The 21,309-nt window shown below is 72.1% G+C and carries 15 protein-coding genes; 6 read left to right on the plus strand and 9 right to left on the minus strand.

Annotated elements, in window-relative coordinates; translation table 11 throughout:
- Positions 1 to 10: 10 nt before the first annotated feature.
- Positions 11 to 1,015, minus strand: coding sequence for a Gfo/Idh/MocA family protein (locus AW16_RS0112555; RefSeq protein ID WP_029290875.1), 1,005 nt, complete (start codon positions 1,013 to 1,015; stop codon positions 11 to 13).
- Positions 1,016 to 1,176: 161 nt separating this feature from the next.
- Here AW16_RS0112555 and AW16_RS0112560 point away from each other — a divergent pair, with 161 nt between their 5' ends.
- The 3 genes from AW16_RS0112560 to AW16_RS0112570 all read left to right on the plus strand — a co-directional run bounded on the left by AW16_RS0112560 (position 1,177) and on the right by AW16_RS0112570 (position 5,445).
- Positions 1,177 to 2,265 carry an FUSC family protein gene (locus AW16_RS0112560; RefSeq protein ID WP_156044167.1) on the plus strand — a complete coding sequence of 363 codons (1,089 nt, stop codon included), beginning with the start codon at positions 1,177 to 1,179 and terminating at the stop codon, positions 2,263 to 2,265.
- A 9-nt stretch (positions 2,266 to 2,274) separates the two neighbouring features.
- On the plus strand, positions 2,275 to 3,582 hold the full coding sequence (locus AW16_RS0112565; protein WP_051681919.1) for an alpha-amylase family protein: 1,308 nt from the start codon (positions 2,275 to 2,277) through the stop codon (positions 3,580 to 3,582).
- 240 nt (positions 3,583 to 3,822) lie between these two features.
- The gene (locus AW16_RS0112570; RefSeq protein ID WP_029290881.1) at positions 3,823 to 5,445 is read left to right on the plus strand and encodes a beta-1,3-glucanase family protein; all 1,623 of its coding nucleotides are present in this window, start codon (positions 3,823 to 3,825) and stop codon (positions 5,443 to 5,445) included.
- A gap of 6 nt (positions 5,446 to 5,451) precedes the next feature.
- Here AW16_RS0112570 and topA read toward each other — a convergent pair whose 3' ends face one another.
- The 8 genes from topA to AW16_RS0112610 form a co-directional block, all read right to left on the minus strand.
- On the minus strand, positions 5,452 to 8,163 hold the full coding sequence (gene topA / locus AW16_RS0112575) for a type I DNA topoisomerase (RefSeq protein WP_029290883.1): 2,712 nt from the start codon (positions 8,161 to 8,163) through the stop codon (positions 5,452 to 5,454).
- Between the two features lie 64 nt (positions 8,164 to 8,227).
- A complete protein-coding gene (locus AW16_RS0112580) occupies positions 8,228 to 9,175 on the minus strand; it encodes a phosphatase PAP2 family protein (RefSeq protein ID WP_231496041.1) in 948 nt (315 codons plus the stop codon).
- A 145-nt stretch (positions 9,176 to 9,320) separates the two neighbouring features.
- Positions 9,321 to 10,421 carry an ABC transporter ATP-binding protein gene (locus AW16_RS0112585; protein WP_051681921.1) on the minus strand — a complete coding sequence of 367 codons (1,101 nt, stop codon included), beginning with the start codon at positions 10,419 to 10,421 and terminating at the stop codon, positions 9,321 to 9,323.
- On the minus strand, positions 10,418 to 11,473 hold the full coding sequence (locus AW16_RS0112590; protein ID WP_029290890.1) for an ABC transporter permease: 1,056 nt from the start codon (positions 11,471 to 11,473) through the stop codon (positions 10,418 to 10,420). The genes AW16_RS0112585 and AW16_RS0112590 overlap by 4 nt, the downstream gene beginning before the upstream one ends.
- A 1-nt stretch (position 11,474) precedes the next feature.
- Complete coding sequence (locus tag AW16_RS0112595) at positions 11,475 to 12,455, minus strand: ABC transporter permease (RefSeq protein ID WP_029290891.1); 981 nt, start codon at positions 12,453 to 12,455, stop codon at positions 11,475 to 11,477.
- Positions 12,452 to 13,591, minus strand: coding sequence for an ABC transporter ATP-binding protein (locus tag AW16_RS0112600; RefSeq protein WP_081861650.1), 1,140 nt, complete (start codon positions 13,589 to 13,591; stop codon positions 12,452 to 12,454). The genes AW16_RS0112595 and AW16_RS0112600 overlap by 4 nt, the downstream gene beginning before the upstream one ends.
- 103 nt (positions 13,592 to 13,694) lie before the next feature.
- A complete protein-coding gene (locus tag AW16_RS0112605; protein ID WP_156044169.1) occupies positions 13,695 to 15,407 on the minus strand; it encodes an ABC transporter substrate-binding protein in 1,713 nt (570 codons plus the stop codon).
- A gap of 201 nt (positions 15,408 to 15,608) precedes the next feature.
- On the minus strand, positions 15,609 to 18,134 hold the full coding sequence (locus AW16_RS0112610; protein WP_029290897.1) for a beta-glucosidase: 2,526 nt from the start codon (positions 18,132 to 18,134) through the stop codon (positions 15,609 to 15,611).
- Between the two features lie 104 nt (positions 18,135 to 18,238).
- Between AW16_RS0112610 and AW16_RS0112615 the strand changes: the two genes are divergently transcribed.
- The 3 genes from AW16_RS0112615 to AW16_RS0112625 all read left to right on the plus strand — a co-directional run.
- Positions 18,239 to 18,907 (plus strand): TetR/AcrR family transcriptional regulator, encoded by a 669-nt coding sequence (locus AW16_RS0112615; protein WP_231496042.1) that lies wholly within the window; start codon positions 18,239 to 18,241, stop codon positions 18,905 to 18,907.
- A gap of 65 nt (positions 18,908 to 18,972) precedes the next feature.
- On the plus strand, positions 18,973 to 19,704 hold the full coding sequence (locus AW16_RS0112620) for a response regulator transcription factor (RefSeq protein WP_029290901.1): 732 nt from the start codon (positions 18,973 to 18,975) through the stop codon (positions 19,702 to 19,704).
- On the plus strand, positions 19,704 to 21,309 hold a 1,606-nt coding region (locus AW16_RS0112625; protein WP_029290903.1), incomplete at its 3' end, for a cell wall metabolism sensor histidine kinase WalK. The genes AW16_RS0112620 and AW16_RS0112625, both read left to right, overlap by 1 nt.

Here is a 21,309-nt window from a genome sequence, read left to right on the forward strand (position 1 = left end):
CCGACAGAGCTCACTCGCCCGGGTAGACGACCCCGACCTGAGCACGCACCTGGTCCATCGTGCGCATCACGTCGAGCGTGCCCTGCCACGTCATGCGCGGGCTCTCGGTCGCGCCCTCCGCGACCCGGCGCGCGACCTCGGCGGCCTGGAACTGCAGCCCCTTCGGCCCCGGCTGGTCGAAGGTCCACGTGCGCCCGTCGCGCCGCTGCACGCGGAACGACGAGATGCCGTAGAAGTCGCCCGCCACCGAGATGAACCCCTCGGTGCCGGAGATCGACGCGATCGTCGGCGTCTTGGCCCACAGCGTGGTGTGCAGCGTCGCCTGCGTGCGCTCGCCGTACGACAGCACCATCGAGATCTGCCCGTCGACGCCCGTCTCGGTGAGCGTGCCGACGGCCTGCACCGAGTCCGGGACACCGAGGAAGTCGTGCGCGAACGACACCGGGTAGACGCCCAGGTCGAGCAGCGCGCCGCCCGCGAGCGCGGGGTCGTACAGGCGCGAGCGCGGGTCGAACGCCATGAACTGCCCGTGGTCGGCGGTGAGGTTGACGATGTCGCCGATCTCGCCCGCGTCGATCACCTGGTGCAGCGCGGACACGTGCGGCAGGAACCGCGTCCACATCGCCTCCATGACGAACACGCCCGCCTCGCGCGCGGCGTCCAGCACCTCGCGCGCCTCGGCCTCGTTGCGCGTGAACGCCTTCTCGACGAGCACGTGCTTGCCGGCGCGGATCGCGAGCAGCGCGTGCTCGTGGTGCTCGGAGTGCGGCGTCGCGACGTAGACCGCGTCGACCTGCGGGTCCTCGACGAGCTCGCGGTACCCGGTGTGCGTCGTCGGGATGCCGTGCGCGGTGGCGAACCGCTCGGCGCGGTCCTTGTTGCGCGAGCCCACGGCGACGAGCTGCGCGCGCGTGTAGCGGTTGACGCCGTCGGCGAAGACGGCGGCGATGCCGCCGGCGCCGAGGATGCCCCAGCGGATCGGCGGTGCGGTGCGGGGATCCTCGGTGCGAGCCATGCGCCCAACCTAGCGGGACGGCGCGCCTCCGCGTCACGCGTGGTGGGACAGTGGGCGCGGGCACGACGACAGGCGGCCGCGACAGGGACGGCGACGACGGCGACGACAGCAGCGGCGACGACGACAGGGGCGACGACGCGCGACGACGGGAGGGCGACGGCATGAGCGACTCGACGTCGTCGTCGGCCGCGACGCCCACCGCGCCACCGGACGCAGCCGGGCCGCTCGTCCCCGGCGGCCGGCTCGCCGCCGCGCTCGGCCTGCTGCTCGCGCCCGCCCTGGTCGTCGCCCTCTCCCCCTGGTACCCGGGCGCGTTCCTGCTCGTCCTCGGCGTCGCGCCCGGGCTGCTCGCGTGGACCCGCAGCACGCGCGACGGCGTGGTCGCGTCGCTCGTCACGGGCGCGCTCGTCGCGCTCGGGGTGGTGCTGAGCCCCTGGCCGCTCGCGGGTGCCGCGACGATGCTCGTGGTCGCGTGCGCCGTCGCGTGGGCTGCCCACCGCGGCGACCCCGGTGCGGGTCCGCTCGCCGCGACGCAGCTCGCGCTCGCGCTCGTCGCGCCACCGGCGCTCGAGCACCTCCCGGTCACGACGAGTGGTGTGCACGACCCCGTGCGGTTCGGCGTCGCGGGTGCGGCCATGGCGCTCGGCGGGCTGTGGGCGTGCGGCGTCGCGAGCGTGCTGCTCGGTGCGCTGCCGCGGCCGCTGCGGCTCGCCGCGCCCGTCGACCGGCGCGCCGCGGTGCTCTACGGCATCGCGCTCGCCCCGCTCTCGGCGGTCGGCACGTACGTCGCGATGCGCTGGTTCCCCGGGACGCACGTGTGGTGGGCGCTGCTCACGCTGTTCGTCGTGGTGCAGCCGACGTACGCCCGGGCCCGTGCGCGGGCGTGGGCCCGGTCCGCGGGGACGGTCGTCGGTGCGGTGGTCGCGGCGGTGCTGACGTTCGTCGTGCCCAGCGTGCAGGTGCTCGTCGTGCTCGGCGTGCTCGCGGGGGTCGTGTCTGTCGTCGCCAACCTGACGCGGCCGTACGCGCAGTACGCCGCGGTGCTCACCATCAGCGTCATCCTGGTGACGAGCGCCTCGGGCGACTCCGCGACTCTCGGGGTCGAGCGCGTCGCGCTCACGCTCGGCGCGTCGGCGATGGTGATGCTCGTGTTCGTCGTCGGCCGAGCGGTGCTGCTGCGCCGCCCGCCCGCGCAGGCCGACGGGCGCGCCGACGAGGGCGCCGCTGTGGGTCCCGCCGATGCTGGCTAGCGTGGCGGGATGAGCGGCTGGCGCGAGCACGCGATCTGGTGGGCGGTGTACCCCCTGGGCTTCGTCGGCGCAGAGCCGACGAAGCCCAGCACGGGTGCGACGCCCGACGGCGCGGTGCGCGATGCGGCGGGCGAGGCCGCCGCCGAGGGTGTGCGGCACCGGCTCGGGCACGTCGTCGCGTGGCTCGACCACGCGGTGCGGCTCGGGTGCTCCGGGATCCAGCTCGGCCCGGTGTTCTCGTCGTCGACGCACGGGTACGACACGACCGACTTCTTCTCGGTCGACCCGCGCCTGGGGGACGACGACGACCTGCGCCACCTGTGCGACGAGGCGCACGCGCGCGGGCTGCGCGTGCTGCTCGACGGCGTGTTCAACCACGTCGGCACCGACCACCCGCTGTTCCAGGCAGCGCTCGCGGACCGCGACGCACCGGAGAACGCCCTGTTCCGCATCCACCACGACGTCCACGACATCGACGCCCAGGACCGCCCCACGTGGGACTGCTTCGAGGGCCACCGCCACCTCGCGACGCTCGACCACTCCTCGCCCCAGGTCGCGGACCTGGTGGTCGACGTCATGTCCCACTGGCTCGCCGCGGGGGCCGATGGCTGGCGGCTCGACGCCGCCTACGCCGTGCCGACCGGCTTCTGGGCGCCCGTGCTCGACCGCGTGCGCGCGCGGCACCCCGACGCGTACGTCGTCGGCGAGGTGATCCACGGCGACTACGTCGCGTTCGTCGAGGAGTCGCACGCGGACTCCGTGACCCAGTACGAGCTGTGGAAGGCCATCTGGTCCGCGATCCGCACGCGGAACTGGTGGGAGCTCGCGTGGGCGCTCGACCGGCACGACGGGTTCGTCGAACGGTTCGCGCCGTGGACGTTCGTGGGCAACCACGACGTGACGCGCATCGCGTCGCAGGTGGGCGACGAATGGCTGGGGCACGCGCTCGCGGTCCTCATGACCGTGGGCGGCACGCCCGCGGTCTACTACGGCGACGAGCTCGCGCTGCACGGCGTGAAGGAGGAGCGCGAGGGCGGCGACGACGCGGTCCGCCCGCGCATGCCCGCGGCGCCCGACGACGTGCACGACGGCGGATGGGCGCTCGACCTGCACCGCGACCTCGTCGCGCTGCGTCGTCGCCACCCGTGGCTGCACCGCGCGACGACGCGCACGGTCGAGCTCGAGAACGAGCGGTTCTGCTACGAGGTGAGCGACGGGTCGTCGCGTCTGGTCGTCGGCCTGAACCTCACGGACGACGAGTGGCACGCGCCGGGCGTCGTGGTCGGTCCACGCGGATGGGCCGTCGCCGAGGGCTGATCTCCGTGGGAGGCCGTGGGAGCCGAGGGCCCGCGGGCCCGCGCAACGTGGGAGCCGGAAACCTTGTGGTCCACCACCTGCCTCCATATGTTCGGGAACCGTACATTTCACCCGCGGCCCCATCGGGTCGCGGCCGTCGGCGGCCCGATCGCACCCCTCATGGGCCGCCACCGGACGCACGCACGCGCCGTCGACGACGACGGCGTGCGCCCCCGCGTCCGACCGACGACTGGAGACGACGTGAAGATCAGGAGCATCCTCGGCGTGCTCGCCCTCGCGGCCACCTCGCTGGTGGCCGTCGGGACGGGGGCACAGGCCCTCGGCCCGGACCGCCTGCCCATCTCGGTGACCAACAGCACCGGGCGCGGCGACGCGACCTACCTGTACGTGATCGGCACCGACCTCGCGTCGGGCCGCCTCGGGTACGCCGACGCGGGCGGCGCGTTCCACCCCTGGCCCGCGGGCGCGAACCCGCCGGTCGCCGCCCCCGACGCCTCGCAGGCCGGGCCTGGCAACGGCGGCAAGGCGACCGTGCAGGTCCCGCGCGGCTTCTCGGGCCGCATCTACTTCTCCTTCGGCGCCAAGCTGCCGTTCAAGCTCACGCCCGACGGCCTGGTCCAGCCCGCTCCGTGGGCGGGCGGCGACCCGAGCGCGAACATCCTGTTCGACTGGTCGGAGCTGACCTACAACGACGCGGGCCTGTGGCTCAACAGCTCCCAGGTCGACATGTACGCCGTCCCGCACGCGGTGAGCGTCACGGACTCGGCGGGCAAGACCTCGACCACCGGAGCGCTCGGCTCTGCGGGGCGTGACAGCGTGATCAACGCGATCAAGGGCAAGAGCGCGTGGGCGGGCAGCGTGGTGACGCGCTCGGACGGCACCGTGCTGCGCGTCCTCTCGCCGGGCCACGCCGCGGGCGCCGGGCTCGTCTCGACGACGCTGCTCGACTCGTACATCTCGTCCGCCTGGAACGCGTACACGTCCAAGACGCTCACGGTCGTGCCGTTCACCGACCAGCCGGGCACCAAGTTCTACGGCCGCACGTCGGGCAGCACGATGACGTTCACCAACACGTCCGGCCAGCAGGTCGCGTCGTTCACCAAGCCGACGAGCGCCGACGTGTGGGGCTGCGACGGCCGACTGCTCGCCCCCAACGACCTCGTCGTCGGGCCCATCGCGCGCACGCTGTGCGCCGCCCTGAACCGCGGCACGCTCGGCACGATCGATACTCAGCCCAGCACCGACGCGAGCAAGTTCTACACGAGCAGCCCCACGAACGAGTACGCCAAGGCCGTGCACGCCGCGATGGCCGACGGCAAGGCGTACGCGTTCGCGTTCGACGACGTCGGCAACTTCGAGTCGCTCGTGCACGCCGACGACCCGCGCTCCGCCTCCGTGGTGCTGCAGCCGTTCAGCGGGCCGGGCACGGGGACAGGCGGGGGCACCGGCGGCGGTACGGGCGGCGGCGGGACGACGACGGGCGCCAAGGCGATTGTCTCCGACTGGAACGGCCGCTGCATCGACGTGCCGTCGAGCAGCTTCACCGACGGTGCGCAGCTGCAGATGTGGACCTGCAACGGCACGAACGCGCAGAAGTGGTCGTTCGGCACGGACGGCACGCTCCGCGCGGGCGGGCTGTGCATGGACGTCGCGTGGGGCTCGACCGCCGACGGCGCGGCCGTGCAGCTCGCGACGTGCAGCGGCAACGCGGCCCAGCAGTGGGTGCTGTCCGGTGCCGGTGACCTCGTGAACCCGCAGGCGAACAAGTGCCTCGACATCAAGGACTGGAACAACACCAGCGGGGCGCGCCTGCAGATCTGGACGTGCGCGGGCACCGCCAACCAGAAGTGGCACACCGCGTAACGGCTGCTACTTCTTGGTCGTCGCCTTCGCGCGCGTGGTGGTCCGTCGGGCCGGTGCCTTCTTCTTGGCCGGCCCGGCGGCCCGCTTCTCCGCGAGCAGCTCGACCGCCTGCTCGCGCGTGATCGACTCCGGCGTGGTGTCCCGCGGCAGCGTGCGGTTCGTGACGCCGTCGGTGACGTACGCGCCGAAACGGCCGTCCTTGACGACGATCGGCTTGCCGCTCGTCGGGTCCTCGCCCAGCTCCCTGAGCGGGGGCGCCGCCGTCGCACCGCGCCCGCGCTTGGGCTGCGCGTAGATCGCGAGCGCCTCCTCGAGCGTCGTCGTGAACAGCGCCTCCTCGGAGGCGAGCGTGCGCGAGTCCGTGCCCTTCTTGAGGTACGGGCCGTAGCGACCGTTCTGGGCCGTGATCTCGGCCCCGGTCTCGGGGTCCGTGCCGACGACGCGCGGCAGCGACAGCAGCCGCAGGGCGTCGTCGAGCGTCACCGTCTGCAGCGACATCGACTTGAACAGCGATGCCGTGCGCGGCTTGGGGAGCGCTGCGAGCGCCTTCTTGCGGGCCGCGGCGGACAGGCCCTCGTCGAGCTGCGGCTCGGGGAGCAGCTCCGTCACGTACGGGCCGTAGCGGCCGTTCTTCGCGACGACCTGCGTCCCGGTCGACGGGTCCGTGCCGAGCACCAGGTCGCCCTCGGGCTCGGTCTCGAGCAGCTCGCGCGCGCGCTCGACCGTCAGCTCGTCGGGGGCCAGCTCCTCGGGCACCGACGCACGCCGCGGCGTGCCGTCGTCGGCCAGGACGCTCGCGTCCTCGAGGTACGGCCCGTAGCGCCCGACGCGCAGCACGATGCCGTCGCCGATCTCGATCGAGTTGACCTCGCGCGCGTCGATGTCGCCCAGGTTCGCGACGAGGTCGCGCAGGCCCTCGCCCTCGGTGCTGCCGCTGCCGTCGCCGAAGTAGAAGCGGCTCAGCCACGCGACGCGGTCCTGGTCGCCCGACGCGATCGCGTCGAGGTCCTGCTCCATCTCGGCGGTGAAGTCGTAGTCGACCAGCCAGTCGAAGTTCTCCTCGAGCAGCCGCGTCACCGCGAACGCGAGCCACGACGGGACGAGCGCCTGCCCGCGAGACGTCACGTACCCGCGGTCCTGGATGACGCCGATGGTCGCGGCGTACGTCGAAGGGCGGCCGATGCCGCGCTCCTCGAGCGCCTTGACGAGCGAGGCCTCCGTGTAGCGGGGAGGCGGGGACGTGCGGTGGCCGTCGGCGGCGAGGTCGGTGCCCGTGAGCGGGTCGCCCTGCTCCATGCGCGGCAGCCGCGCGTCGCCCTTCTCGTCGGACCGCTCGTCGTCGTCGCCGTAGCGCGACACGTCGCGGCCCTCCTCGTAGGCCGCGAGGAACCCGCGGAACGTGATGACCGTTCCGGATGCGGAGAACACCGCGTCGCGCCCGTCGCTCGCCACGGCGCCGATCCGCACCGAGGCGGTCGAGCCGCGCGCGTCGGCCATCTGCGAGGCGACCGTGCGCTTCCAGATGAGCTCGTACAGCCTGAACTGGTCCCCGGACAGCTCGCGTGCCACCTGCGCCGGCGTGCGGAAGTGGTCCCCCGCGGGCCGGATCGCCTCGTGCGCCTCCTGCGCGCCCTTCGCCTTGCTCGTGTACACGCGCGCCTTGTCCGGCACGTACTCGGCCCCGTACAGCTCCGCGGCCTGGCGGCGCGCGGCGTCGATCGCCTGCGTGCTCAGCACGGGCGAGTCGGTACGCATGTAGGTGATGTAGCCGTTCTCGTACAGCGTCTGCGCGGTGCGCATCGTCTGCCGCGAGGCCATGCGGAGCTTGCGGCTCGCCTCCTGCTGCAGCGTGGACGTCGTGAACGGGGCCGCCGGGCGGCGCGTGTACGGCTTGGTCTCGAGCGAGCGGACCTCGAACGACGCGCCGTCGAGCGCGGCGACCAGGGACGTCGCGGCCGCCTCGTCGAGGTGCGTGACCTCGCCCGAGCGCAGCGTGCCGCGGTCGTCGAAGTCGCGGCCGGTGGCGACGCGGCGCCCGTCGAGGCCCGACAGGCGCGCGGGGAACGCCGGCTCGCCCGCGGCGGCCACCGCGAACGTGCCGGTGACGTCCCAGTAGTCGGCCGGCACGAACGCCATGCGCTCGCGCTCACGCTCGACCACGAGCCTCGTCGCGACCGACTGCACGCGGCCCGCCGACAGGCCCTGGCGGACCTTGCGCCACAGCACCGGGCTGACCTCGTAGCCGTAGAGACGGTCGAGGATGCGGCGCGTCTCCTGCGCATCGACCAGGCGGTCGTCGAGCTCGCGCGTGCTCTCGAGCGCACGGCCGATCGCCTCGCGAGTGATCTCGTGGAACACCATGCGCTTGACGGGGACCTTGGGCTTGAGCTCCTGCAGCAGGTGCCACGCGATGGCCTCGCCCTCGCGGTCCTCATCGGTGGCGAGGTAGAGCTCGTCGGACTCCTTGAGGAGCTTCTTGAGCTCCGCGACCTTCTTCTTCTTGTCCGCGTCGACCACGTAGTACGGCGTGAAGCCCTCGTCGACGTTGACCGCGAACTTGCCGTACGGGCCCTTCTTCATGTCCGCGGGGAGCTCCGACGGCTGCGGCAGGTCACGGATGTGGCCGACGCTCGCCTCCACGTCGAAGCCGTCGCCCAGGTACCCGGCGATCGTGCGCGCCTTGGCGGGCGACTCCACGATGACGAGCTTGCGTGCCATAACGACGGCCTTCTTCCTGAACGACTTCCGATTCGTCTACCGCTGCGGACTCTACGACCACGCGTCAAGCGCGCCGCAATCCGAGAGCCGCCGTGTGCCGGAGCACGAGTGCCGCGGCGAACGCGAGGGCCGACGCCGCGACGATGCCCGCGGCACCGCCCGCGTACGCCGTGAGCAGCTCCGTCCTCGACGTCAACGCGTACCGGTGCTGATACGTGCCAGTGAGGGCGATCACGGCCACGGCACCTGCCGCGAGCCCGGCCACGACGAGCGCGGTGACGACGCCGCGCCGCAGCGCGCGCGACGCGTCCGGCGCGTCGACCGCGTCGACCGCGTCGACCGCGGGGATGCCGCGTGCGGCCGTCCCGCCGTCGGGCCGCACGAACACGACGAGCGTGCACGTCGCCGCCGTCCACGCGAGCACGACGAGCACCGCGGCGACCACGTCCGACGGCCGGTGCCACTGCCCGACGAGCGTCGAGACGCCCGTGAGCGCGGTGTACCCCGCACCGAGCACCGCCGCCCACGGCCGCACGCGCGGCGGGACGACGAGCAGCAGCACCACCGAGATGGACGCCGCGGCCGTCGTGTGCCCGCTCGGCAGCGTGTTGCCGTAGTCGCCCGGCACGTCCATGTCGGGCCGCTCGAACACCCACTTCTTCAGCACCTGCGTCGTGAGGTTGGCACCCGCCATGACGATCGCGACCTGCACCGCGAGCTCCCACCGCCGGCGTAGCACCGCGATGACCACGGCGGCGAGCAGCACGGCCGCGATCAGCCCCACCGACACCACGTCGAGCACGCGCTCGCCGACGCGCCACAGCTCGGTGCGCCCGTACTGCGCGCCGTCCACCGCGGCCTGGTCCACGCGCTGGCCGGCCCACGTGTCGACGAACGCGCGCCACAGCAGCCACACGCCCAGCGCCGAGGCGACGACGACCGCCGCGGCCGCACCGACACGACGTCCGGGCGCGACGGCCACCACGGCCCGGGACCCGCTCACGCTCGACACGCGCGCCACGCTACGTCACGCACCCGACGAGCCGCGTCCGGCTCCCACCGATCTCGCGACCCTCGCGCCGCACCCCGTGCGGGCATGCCGCAGCCCCGCCGCGCGGGTGACGCACGGCGGGGCCGGGGTCCTGCGGGGGCTCGCGTCAGCGGATCGCGAGCTGCGGCGGCACGGGCACGGGCTCGAAGCCGGCGGCCTCGACCCGGGCGGGGTCGTGGCGCAGGCACGCCACCTGGCGGGCCGGGTCGTCGAGCTGCACGGCCGGGTGCGTGAGCCGCGGGTGCACGGTCGCGCACGCGTCGAACGCGAACTGGCAGCGGGCCCGGAAGGGGCAGCCCGTGGGCAGGTTCGACACGTCCGGCGGGGAGCCCGGGATGCCGCCCAGCTCGCGGCGCGGACCGCGCAGCGGCGGGAACGAGTGCAGCAGACCGTCGGCGTACGGGTGGCGGGGCCGGCGGTACACGTCCTGGGCGGACGCGTCCTCGACGATCTCGCCGGCGTACATGATCGCGATCCGGTCCGCGATCTCGATCAGCAGCGACACGTCGTGCGTGATGAAGATGACCGAGAACCCGAGCCGGTCGCGCAGCTCCGCGATCTGCTCGACGATCTGGCGCTGCATGACGACGTCGAGCGCGGTCGTCGGCTCGTCCATGATCAGCACCTGCGGGTCGAGCGCGAGCGCCATCGCGATCATCACGCGCTGACGCATGCCGCCCGAGAGCTGGTGCGGGTAGTCCCGCAGCCGGTCGGGCGAGATGCCCACGAGCTCCAGCAGGTCCGCGGCCTTCTCGAGCGCCTGCTTCTTGGTCAGGCCCGGCACGTGCGCCTGGATGCCGTCGGCGATCTGGCGACCGATGCGGAACACCGGGTTGAGCGAGTTCATGGCGCCCTGGAACACGATCGCCATGTCCTGCCACCGCGAGTCGCGCAGCTGGCGGTCGTTGAGCCGCAGGATGTCCTGCTTGCCGCCGTCGCGGTCGGTGAACACCACCTCGCCGCCGGTGATCAGACCGGGCGGGGGCAGCAGACGCGTCGCCGCGTAGGCGAGCGTCGACTTGCCGCAGCCCGACTCGCCCGCGAGGCCGAGCACCTCGCCGCGGTTCAGCGTGAGCGAGACGTTGCGCAGCACGTGCGACGGGTTGTCGTAGCCGTAGTCGACCGACAGGTTCTTGATCTCGAGCACGGGGTCCTTGGCGGGGGCGGCCGCACCTCCCGGGGACCAGCTCTGCGTCTGCGCGCTCATGCCTTCGCCTCCTCGGCGTGCGTGCCTGCGCGCTTCGCCCCGGCACGGACCGGGTCGTCGGCGACGGGCGCGGGGGCCTCGTCGACCACGGGCGTGAAGCCGATGCGCGGGCGGATCTTGCGCTTGCGCAGGTTGCGGGCGTTGAGGCCGGTGCTGCGCAGGCGGGGGTTGACGAACTCGTCGATCCCGAAGTTGATGAGGGTCAGGGCCATGCCGAGCAGGGCGATGCACAGACCGGCGGGGACGAACCACCACCACGCGCCGCGCTGCAGCGCGAGCTGCCCCTGCGCCCAGAACAGGACCGTGCCCCAGTTCCAGTCGCTCACGTTGGTGATGCCGATGAACGACAGCGTGATCTGCGACAGGACCGCGAAGCCCACGGTGCCGACGAAGCCGGCCGCGATGATCGCCGTGAGGTTCGGCAGGATCTCCGCGGTGATGATGCGCCACGTCTTCTCGCCGTTGGCCCGGGCGGCCTCGACGAAGTCGCGCTTGCGCAACGACAGCGTCTGGGCGCGCAGCACGCGCGCACCCCACGCCCATCCCGTCGCGGCGATGACCATCGCGACCGTGAGGCCGCCCGCGTCGGGCAGCTGGCCCGCGATGATGATGATGAGCGGGAGCTGCGGAATGACCAGGAAGATGTTCGACAGCGCCGACAGGCTCTCGTCGCCGATGCCGCCGATGTAGCCGGCCGTGACGCCGATGAGCACGCCGATCGCGGTGGCCACGATGCCGGCGATGAAGCCGACGATCATGACGCCCCGGGTGCCGATCACGATCTGGGAGAAGATGTCCTGCCCGATGTGCGTGGTGCCGAACAGGTGCTGCCACGACGGCGGCTGCAGGATGTCCTTGCTTCGCTCGTCCGGGTCGTACGGCGCGATCCACGGACCGATGATCGCGATGAGCGTGAAGAAGCCCAGGATCGCGATGCCGGTCATGGCCTTGGCGTTGCGCAGGAACAGGAACTTGCGCTTGCCGTGGGTAGGCCCCTCGGCGTCGGGGGTGAGGTCGAGGTCCTGCTCGAGGATCTCTGCGTCGACGGTCATGTCAGCCCTCCTGACGGGTGCGCGGGTCGAGCGCGCCGTAGACGAAGTCGGCCAGGATGTTCGCGACGAGGACCGCGAGCGTGATCACCAGGAAGCAGCCCTGCATGAGGGGGTAGTCCTTCGCGTTGACCGCGTTGAACAGCAGGTAGCCGATGCCCTGGTAGGAGAAGACGATCTCCATGATGAGCGCGCCGCCGACGATGAAGCCGAGCGACAGCGCGAAGCTCGAGATCTGCGGGAGGATCGCGTTGCGAGCCGCGTAGCCGAACAGGACCTTGCGCTCCTTGAGGCCCTTGGCGTGGGCCACGGTCACGTAGTCCTCCGAGGAGACCGTGACCATCATGTTGCGCATCCCGAGGATCCAGCCGGAGATCGACGAGATGACGATCGTCAGCGCGGGCAGGATGCCGTAGTAGATGACCGACTTCACGAACTCCCACGACCACGTGGGGATGAGGTTGCGGTCGTACGAGCCGCTCGACGGGAACCACCCGAGCTTCACGGAGAAGATCGAGATCGCGATCAGCGCGAGCCAGAAGTAGGGCACCGCCGAGAAGAACGTCGAGATCGGCAGGAGCGAGTCCGCCCACGTGCCGCGCCGCCACCCGATGCCGCTGCCGATGAGCGTGCCGATCGTGAAGCTGAGGATCGTCGCGATGCCGACCAGGCCGATGGTCCACGGCAGCGCGTCACCGATGACCGAGGCCACCGAGTACGGCTGGTACGTGAAGGAGACGCCCAGGTCGCCGTGCAGCAGCAGGTTGATGTAGCTGACGTACTGCTGCCACAGCGACTGGTCGGTGTCGAGGCCGAACAGCGCGCGCAGCGCCGGGATCGCGTCGGGGCTGATCTGGCCGCCCGACTGCGCGAGGATCGCCGAGACCGGGTCGCCCGGCATGACGCGCGGGATGAAGAAGTTGATCGTCACCGCGGCCCAGAGGGTGATGACGTAGAAGATGATCCGTCGGACGAAGAACCTCATCGGTCGCCCTCCTTGGCGAGCTCGCCGTCGACGACGGGCAGCAGGGTGACGTCGACCGCGGGGCGCTCGCCGTAGGCGTCGAGCACCGAGCCGAGGGTCGGCCGGTCGGGGCGGTCGGAGTAGCCCCAGCACGCGGCCTCACGGCCCTCCCCCACGGGGAGCAGTGCGGGCACCTCGGTGCGGCACAGGTCGTTCGCGAACGGGCAGCGCGGGTTGAACCGGCAGCCGCTCGGGGGCCGCACGAGGCTCGGGGCCTCGCCGCGTGCACCGCGGGCGCGGGCGTCCAGGTCGTCGGGGTCCGGCGCCGAGCGCACGAGGAGCTGCGTGTACGGGTGCTTGGGGTCCTGCGTGACCGACTCGGAGTCGCCCTTCTCGACGACGCGGCCGGCGTACATGACCATCGTCGTGTCCGCGAAGTAGCGGGCCGAGGCGATGTCGTGCGTGATGTAGAGGATCGCGATGTGCAGGCGGTCCCGCAGGTCGCGGAGCAGGTTCAGGATGCCGAGGCGGATCGACACGTCGAGCATCGAGATCGGCTCGTCGGCGAGCAGCACCTCGGGGTCGGCCGCGAGGGCGCGCGCGATCGCGACGCGCTGGCGCTGGCCGCCCGAGAGCTCGTGGGGGAACTTGTCGACGTACCGGCTCGTCGGCGTGAGCTGCACGCGCTCGAGCAGCTCGGTCAGCGCCTTCTCCAGCGCGTCGCCACGCAGGCGGCCGCGGTGGATCCGCAGGCTGCGCGAGAGCGTGTAGCGCACGGTGTGGATCGGGTTCAGCGACCCGAAGGGGTCCTGGAAGATCATCTGCACGCGGCGCACGTAGCGGCCGAACGCGCGGCGGTTCTTCACGATCGCGTCCTCGCCGTGCAGCAGCACCTGGCCGCCGGTCACCGGCATGAGCTGCGCGAGCAGCCGCGCGATCGTCGACTTGCCGGAACCGGACTCGCCGACGAGCGCGACGACGCGCCCGCGGTACAGCTCGAGGTTCACGTCGTCGACGGCGTGCACGACCTTCTGCGAGCGGAACCCGCGTACCGGGAAGTGCTTCTTGAGGTCCACCGCTGCGAGGACGGGGACGTCGTCTGGCGTGGGCGCGCCCGGCCGCGTGGCGGTCGGCGGGCCCGAGGGCTGAGCAGTCATCGGATCACCCTGGGGGAAGGAACGGGTCGTGGCACGAGGGTGCGGCGGACGCGCGGGTGGCGCGCCCGCCGCACTCTCGTCAGATCGTCACGCGGACGTGAGATCAGCCCTGCGTCGGGACGAGCTTCGACAGGATGAGCGCCGCCTGCGGACCCGTCGGCTGCGGGTTCGCGTACGGGTCGTCAGCCGTGGGGAAGCCGGTGTAGTTCACCGTCGAGTACTGCGCGACGGCCGGGCGCGACCAGATGACCAGGCCCGGGACGTCCTCGACGAAGTGCTTCTGCACGATGGCCAGTGCGGCGGAGCGCTGGTCCTCCGTCGTGCCCGCCTTGAAGTCGGCGAGCGCCTTGGTGACGTCGTCGTTCTTGTAGCGACCGAAGTTCCACGTCGCCGTCTTGCCCAGGTCGACGAACGAGGCGCCGTCCATGATGTTGGAGTACAGGTTCCACGGCGTCTCACCGCCGTCGGTCCAGTGCAGCGTCGCGTCGAAGTTGCCGAACGGGATGATGTCGTTGAACCACTTGTCCTGGTTCGCACCCACCGTCTTGGCGTCGATGCCGAGCTTCTTGGCACCGTCGCGGATGATGTTGAGCGCGTCGAGGTAGTCGGTCCAGCCCGTCGGGTCCGTCAGCGTGAACGAGACCTTCTTGCCGGTCTTGTCGAGCAGCGCGCCGCTGCCGTCCCACGTGTAGCCGGCGTCGGTGAGGACCTGCTTGGCACCGTCGACGTCGACCGTGAGGTTCTGACCCTGGAACTCGGGCGAGATGAACGAGTCACCCGAGGGCTGGGGCAGGCCGGTCACGCTCTTGATCTCGGGCCACACGCCGGAGCCAGCGGTCGCGGAGATGTCGGCACGGTCGGTGACCATGTTGAGCGCCTTGCGCAGGGCGACGTCCTGGAACGGGCCCTTCGCGTTGTTGAGGAACAGCACGTCGACGCCGAAGCCACCGCCCGCGACCTGGTGGAAGTGCTCCGGGTCCTTGGCGATGAACGTGTTCTCGTAGTCGGGGATGAACGTCCAGCCCCACTGCGCCTGGCCCGTGGTCAGCGCCGTGGTCAGGCCGTTGTTGTCGTTGAACGTGTCGTAGCGCAGGGCGCCGACGAGCGGCTTGGTGCCCCAGTACGAGTCGTTCGGCTCGAGCGAGACCGACTGCGGCGTGAACGACTTGAGCTTGAACGGACCGGTGCCGACCATCTCGTCGTCGGTCCACTTGACCGGGTCCTTGCCCGCCCACAGGTGCTTGGGGACGATGAGCAGCTTGTAGAGCTTCGAGCGGTTGACGTACTGGCCCGACTTGAACTTCACGACGACGGTCTTGCCGTCCGTCGTGACCGAGTCGTACTGACCCGGGAAGTCGGTGTTCAGCGCGTCGTTCTTCTGGCGCAGCTCGATCGAGAACTGGATGTCGTCGGCCGTGAACGGCTCGCCGTCCGACCACTTCACGCCCTCGCGGGGGGTGATGGTCGCCTGCGTCGAGTCCTCGTTCCACTCGATCGACTGCGCGAGCCACGGGGTCGGCGGGTCGGTCGGCTTGATCTCGTTGACCTGCATGAGCGACTCGTACACGGCGAACGCGTAGCCGAGCGAGAGCGACGCCGAGCCGTTGGCCAGCGGGTTCTGGTTGGGCTTCTGCTGCCCGTTGGGCATGCCCACGACGAGGATCTTGTCCGAGCGCTTCGCGTCGGCCGGGGCCGTGGAGGTGCTCTTGTCGGTGGGCTTGGACCCGTTGTTGTCGTCGCCGCCGGAGCAGGCGGTCGCGAGCAGGGCGACGGCGGCCGTACCGGCCACGATCCCTGCGAGCTTGCGGTTGATCACGAGTGCCTCCTTGCACTTTCGGGGTACCAACGGAAACTGCGATGACGGTACGTGCTGAGACGCTGCGTTCTGGGAACGGTCCCGTCTCGGTTCGATGTCGACGTGACTGCGGATCGCGTCGAGTTACGAGGTTCGTGCTGGTTGTCGTGCTGGGTGGTGCGGGACTTCGTCGTGCGGCACTGCTGGGGAGTCGTGCTCGGGCTAGCCGTCCGGGTTCGTCGCGCGCGAGCCCGGATGGCTCACGTCGACCGTGTGCCGCAGGTCGCCCGACGAGCGGCCCGCGCGCAGCTGGTACGTCCCGGCGGGGGTCACCCAGCCGTGGCGTTCCTCGTCCCACGTGCGGAACGCCGAGGCGTCCACCCGCACGCGGGCCGTCGTGCTCTCGCCGGGCTCGGCGTGCACGACAGCGAAACCGCCGAGCCAGCGCACCGGCCGGTCGCCCGAAGGCGACCCCACCGGGGGCTCGACGTAGACCTGGACGACCTCGCGCGCCGCGCGCCGGCCGGTGTTGGTGACGGTCACGTCGACGACGACGGACCCGTCCTCGAGCACGCCCGCCACCGCGGCGTCGTGCTCCCACGTCGACCACCCGAGGCCATGGCCGAACGGCGCCGCGGGCGTGCGGCCGAGCCGCAGCCACGAGCGGTAGCCGACGTGGACGCCGTCGGTGTAGTCGATCACCCCGTCGACCGGGACCGCGTCGGGCACCGGCACGTCGGCCTCGGACGCGGGCAGCGTCCAGGGCAGCCGGCCCGCGGGCTCGGTGCGGCCCGCGAGCACGTCGCCGAGCGCCTCGGGCCACTCCTGGCCGCCGAGCCACGCCCACAGCACGCACGGGACCTCGTCGAGCCACGGCAGGACGACGGGCGCCCCCGCGTTGACCACGACGACCGTGCGCGGGTTGGCCGCGTGCACGGCCTTGACCAGCTGGTCCTGGTTGCCGGGCAGCGCGAGCGAGGTGCGGTCGTAGCCCTCGGACTCGATCTCCTCGTTGGTGCCGACGACGACGATCGCGACGTCCGCCTGCTCTGCGGCGGCGACCGCCTCGACGAGCAGCTCGTCCGCGCTCTTCACCGGGACGCGGTGCACCAGCTCGGCACGTGCGAACGACGCGTAGCCGACGGGGTGCACGGCCTGGACGGTCGCGTCGAGCTCGACCGTCGTCGGCTCGTCGACCTCGATCCGCAGCACCACCGGCGCGGGGGCGTTGACGCTCGAGTCGAGGATGACCTCGGCGCCCACCACCTGCTCCGACGTGGACAGCTCGCGCCCGCCGATGACGATCCGGTGGCGCCCGACCGTGCCGACGCCGACCTCGTGCGTGCCCGGCTCGCGCAGCGCGACCGTCGTGCGGATGCGCACGCTCGCCGCGTGCTCCGCGGGCTCGCGCAGCCAGCCGCCCCACTCGGTGCGGACGGCGGAGTCGATCACCGTGCCGTCGGCGTCGAGCACCTCGACGAGAGCGCCGACCGAGCCGTCGGGAGCGGTGCAGCGCGTCGCGAGGTCGAGCGTCGGGGGCAGGAACCGCGAGACGGCGCCGGCGTGGACGTCGACGTCGGCGCCGAGAGCGGCACCGATCGCGTCCTGCAGCGTCGAGCTGCGGTCGGGCCGCACGTACGCCGAGCCGCCGCCCTGCACGAACGGGGCCGCGCCGTTGGGGCCGACGAGCGCGACGGTCGCGACGTCGTCGACGCCGAGCGGGAGCACCCCGCCCTCGTCACGCAGCACGACCATCGACCGAGCCACGAGCGTGCGCAGCACGTCCGGGACGTCGACGTCGTGCACGTGGTCGCGCAGCGCGCCGGACGGCTCGCAGCCCTCGAGCGCACCGACGCGCTGCGCGAGAAGAAGGAGGCGGTCGACCTTCTCGTCGATCGTCGCCTCGTCGACCTCGCCCGCGAGCACCGCCGCGAGCAGGCCGTCGCCCCACACCCCGTCCGGGCCGGGCATCTGCAGGTCCAGCCCGCCGTGCGCTGCGGCCGCGACCGACTTGGTCGCGACCCAGTCGCTCACGACGACGCCGTCGAAGCCCCACTCCGCCTTGAGCACGTCGTGCAGCAGCTCGCGGTGCTCGAGCGCGGGGGCGGCCGTGGTGCCGGTGTCGATGCCCGAGTAGGCGCCCATGAGCGACCAGGCGCGGGCCTCGGCGACGAGGCGCTCGAACGGCGCGAGGTAGACCTCGCGCAGCGTGCGCTCGTCGACGCGGGACAGGTAGGAGGTGCGCTGCGTCTCGGAGTCGTTCGCGACGAAGTGCTTGACGCACATGCCGACGCCGCGCTCCTGGGCAGCGCGCACGACGTGCACCGCGATGTCGCCCGTGAGCAGCGGGTCCTCCGAGTAGCACTCGAAGTGCCGGCCGCCGACGGGCGTGCGCTGCAGGTTGACCTGCGGGGCGAGCACGACGTCGACGCCGTGGCGACGCGCCTCGGACGCGAAGGCCGCACCCACCTCGTCGGCCAGGTCGACGTCCCACGTCGCGGCGAGCGCGCTCGGGGCGGGGAACGATGCGGACGTCTCGGCGCCGTCCTCGGACACGCCGCGAACGCCGGCGGGGCCGTCCGAGAGGTGCATCGCACGCAGGCCGATCCGCTCGACCGCGGTGGTGCTCCACAGGCCGGCACCGACCAGCAGGCGGACCTTCTCCTCGAGCGTCAGCTGCGAGCGCAGCTGCGCGAGGTCGGTCGCCGGGCGGTCTGCCGTCGGCTGCAAGGCGGTGTCGAGGGACACGTTCGGGCTGCTCCATCCAAGGACGTCGTTGTCGTCGTGCGGCACATCAAAGCACACATTACTAACTTGTCAGTAAGGCCGATGGTCACAGTATGGTTGCGGTCATGGACGACGACGTGCCACCGGGTGACGCCTCCCCGACCCCGCGCCCCAAGGCGCGCCGCCCCCGCAAGGGGACCGCCGAGCGACGCGCGGAGATCCTGCGCGCCGCGGCCAACACCTTCGGCTCGAAGGGCTACAAGAACGGCTCGCTCACCGACGTCGCGGAGCAGGTCGGCATCACCCACGCAGGTGTGCTGCACCACTTCGGCACCAAGGAGCAGCTGCTCATCGAGGTGCTCGAGTACCGCGACAAGGAGGACGTGCGCGACCTCGAGGGTCAGCACATCCCCGGAGGTCAGGAGCTTTTCGCGCACCTGGTGCGCACCGCGCGCATGAACGTCGACCGACGCGGGATCGTGCAGGGCTACTCGGTTCTCACGGGCGAGTCCGTGACCGAGAACCACCCCGCGCGGGCCTGGGTCACCGAGCGCTTCGAGGTGCTGCGCGGCGAGATCGCCGACGCGATCGACGACATCTCGGGCGGGCGCGTGCCGCACCAGGACGCGGTGCTTGCCGCGAGCGCGATCATCGGCGTGATGGACGGCCTGCAGGTGCAGTGGCTGCTCGACGAGACCGTCGACCTGCCCGAGTCCACGACCTTCGCGATCGAGGCGATCCTGTCCGCGACGCTCGTCAAGGGGCACGCACCGCGCACCGAGACGACGCAGTAGCGGCACTCAGGCACTTCACAGGAACCGCCCAGGCGTTCGGCAGCCTGGGGCGCGACGCTGAGGTCATGTCGATCACAGCCTCCCGCCCGCAGCCCCTCACGCGCGCCGACGGCTCCCCCGTGCGCGCCCTCGTCGTCGACGACGAGCCGACCCTCGCCGAGCTCCTCTCCACCGCGCTGCGGTACGAGGGCTGGCAGGTCGAGCACGCCCTCAACGGCATCAGCGCGGTCCGCCGCGCCAAGGAGCTCGACCCGGACGTCATCGTCCTGGACGTCATGCTCCCCGACCTGTCCGGCCTCGAGGTGCTGCGCCGCGTGCGCGACACGCACCCCAACGTGCCGGTGCTGTTCCTGACGGCGCGCGACGCGGTGGAGGACCGCATCGCGGGGCTCACCGCGGGCGGCGACGACTACGTCACCAAGCCGTTCAGCCTCGAGGAGGTCGTCGCCCGGCTGCGTGCGCTGCTGCGCCGCACGGGTGCGACGACCGCTCGCGACGACGCGGTGCTCGTCGTCGGCGACCTCGTGATGGACGAGGACAGCCACGAGGTGACGCGCGCCGGCACCGACATCCGCCTCACCGCGACCGAGTTCGAGCTGCTGCGGTACTTCATGCGCAACCCCAAGCGCGTGCTGTCGAAGGCGCAGATCCTCGACCGCGTGTGGCAGTACGACTTCGGCGGGCAGGCCAACATCGTCGAGCTCTACGTGTCCTACCTGCGACGCAAGATCGACAAGGGCCGCGAGCCGATGCTGCACACGCTGCGCGGCGTGGGTTACGTGCTCAAGCCCGCGTGATGCGCTGGACGCTGCGGCGGCGCCTCGTCGTGATGGTCGTCGCGCTCGTGGCGGTGGTCGCGGTCGGGATGGGTGCGTTCTCGGCGCTCGCGCTGCACACGTCGCTCACCAACCAGGTCGACGAGCAGCTGCGGGCTGCGCACCAGCGGGCCTCGAACGCGCCGATGTGGCTGACGAACGGCAACGGGCAGTCGTCGGGCCAGCCGACGTCGGGCGACTCGGACGACCGTCGGCCCTCCCCCGGCAACCTGCAGCCCGGCCAGGCCACGGGCACGGTCAACCTCTTCTCCGACGGCGACGAGGTGCGCGCGGACTACATCGACGACACCGGGACGCTGCAGCAGCTCGACGACGCGCAGGTGACGACCCTGCTCGCCGTGCCGCAGGACGACGACGTGCACGTCGTCGACCTCGGCGACCTCGGCTCCTACCGCGCGCTGTCCGGCACGGGCCGCAGCGGCGCGACCGCGGTGACCGCGCTGCCGACGACCGCGGTCACGCACACCGTCACCACGTTCGTGCTGGTCGAGAGCGTGATCGCGCTCCTCGCGCTGCTCGCCGCCGGCACCGCCGGCCTCGTGCTCGTGCGCCGTGAGCTGCGCCCCCTCGACCGCGTCGCCGCGACCGCGACCCGCGTCACGCAGCTCCCCCTCGACCGCGGCGAGGTCGACCTGGCCGAGCGCGTCCCCGAGCGCGACACCGACCCCGCGACCGAGGTGGGGCAGGTCGGCTCGGCGCTCAACCAGCTCCTCGGGCACGTCGGCGCCGCGCTCTCCGCGCGGCACGAGTCCGAGGTGCAGGTGCGCCAGTTCGTCGCCGACGCGAGCCACGAGCTGCGCACACCGCTCGCGTCGATCCGCGGCTACGCCGAGCTGGTGCGACGCTCCGACGAGGTGCTGCCCGACGGTGCGGTCACCGCGATGGGACGCATCGAGTCCGAGGCGTCGCGCATGACGACGCTCGTCGAGGACATGCTGCTGCTCGCACGGCTCGACGCGGGCCGGCCGCTCGAGGCAGAGCCCGTCGACCTGACGATGCTCGCGCTCGACGCGGTCGGCGACGCGCACGCCGCAGGCCCCGACCACGTGTGGCTGCTCGACGTGCCGGACGCCGAGGAGTCCGATGACCAGCTCGTCGTGACAGGCGACGAGCACCGGCTGCGGCAGGTGTTCGCGAACCTGCTGGCCAACGCGCGCCTGCACACCCCCGCGGGGACGACGGTGACCGTGCGCGTGCGGCCGGAGCCCGCGGCGTCTGGTGCGGTGCCGAGCGCAGCGCCGAGCGCAGTGGCGGGTGCGGTGGCGGGTGCTGTGCCGAGCGCAGTGGCGGGTGCTGTGCCGAGCGCGGAGGCGGGTCCCGCGCGCGGGGTCGCCGGCGTGCGGGTCGAGGTCGTCGACGACGGCCCCGGCATCCCCGACGAGCTGCGCGACCGCCTGTTCCAGCGGTTCACGCGCGGCGACGCGTCCCGCACGCGCGGCAGCGGCTCGACCGGACTGGGACTCGCGATCGTGCAGGCGGTCGTCGGCGCGCACGGCGGCACGATCGAGGCCACCCCGACCCCTGGCGGCGGCACGACGTTCACGGTCCTGCTCCCCTCGTCGGCCC

This window comes from Cellulomonas sp. HZM (genome assembly GCF_000708885.1).
GTDB lineage: Bacteria > Actinomycetota > Actinomycetes > Actinomycetales > Cellulomonadaceae > Cellulomonas.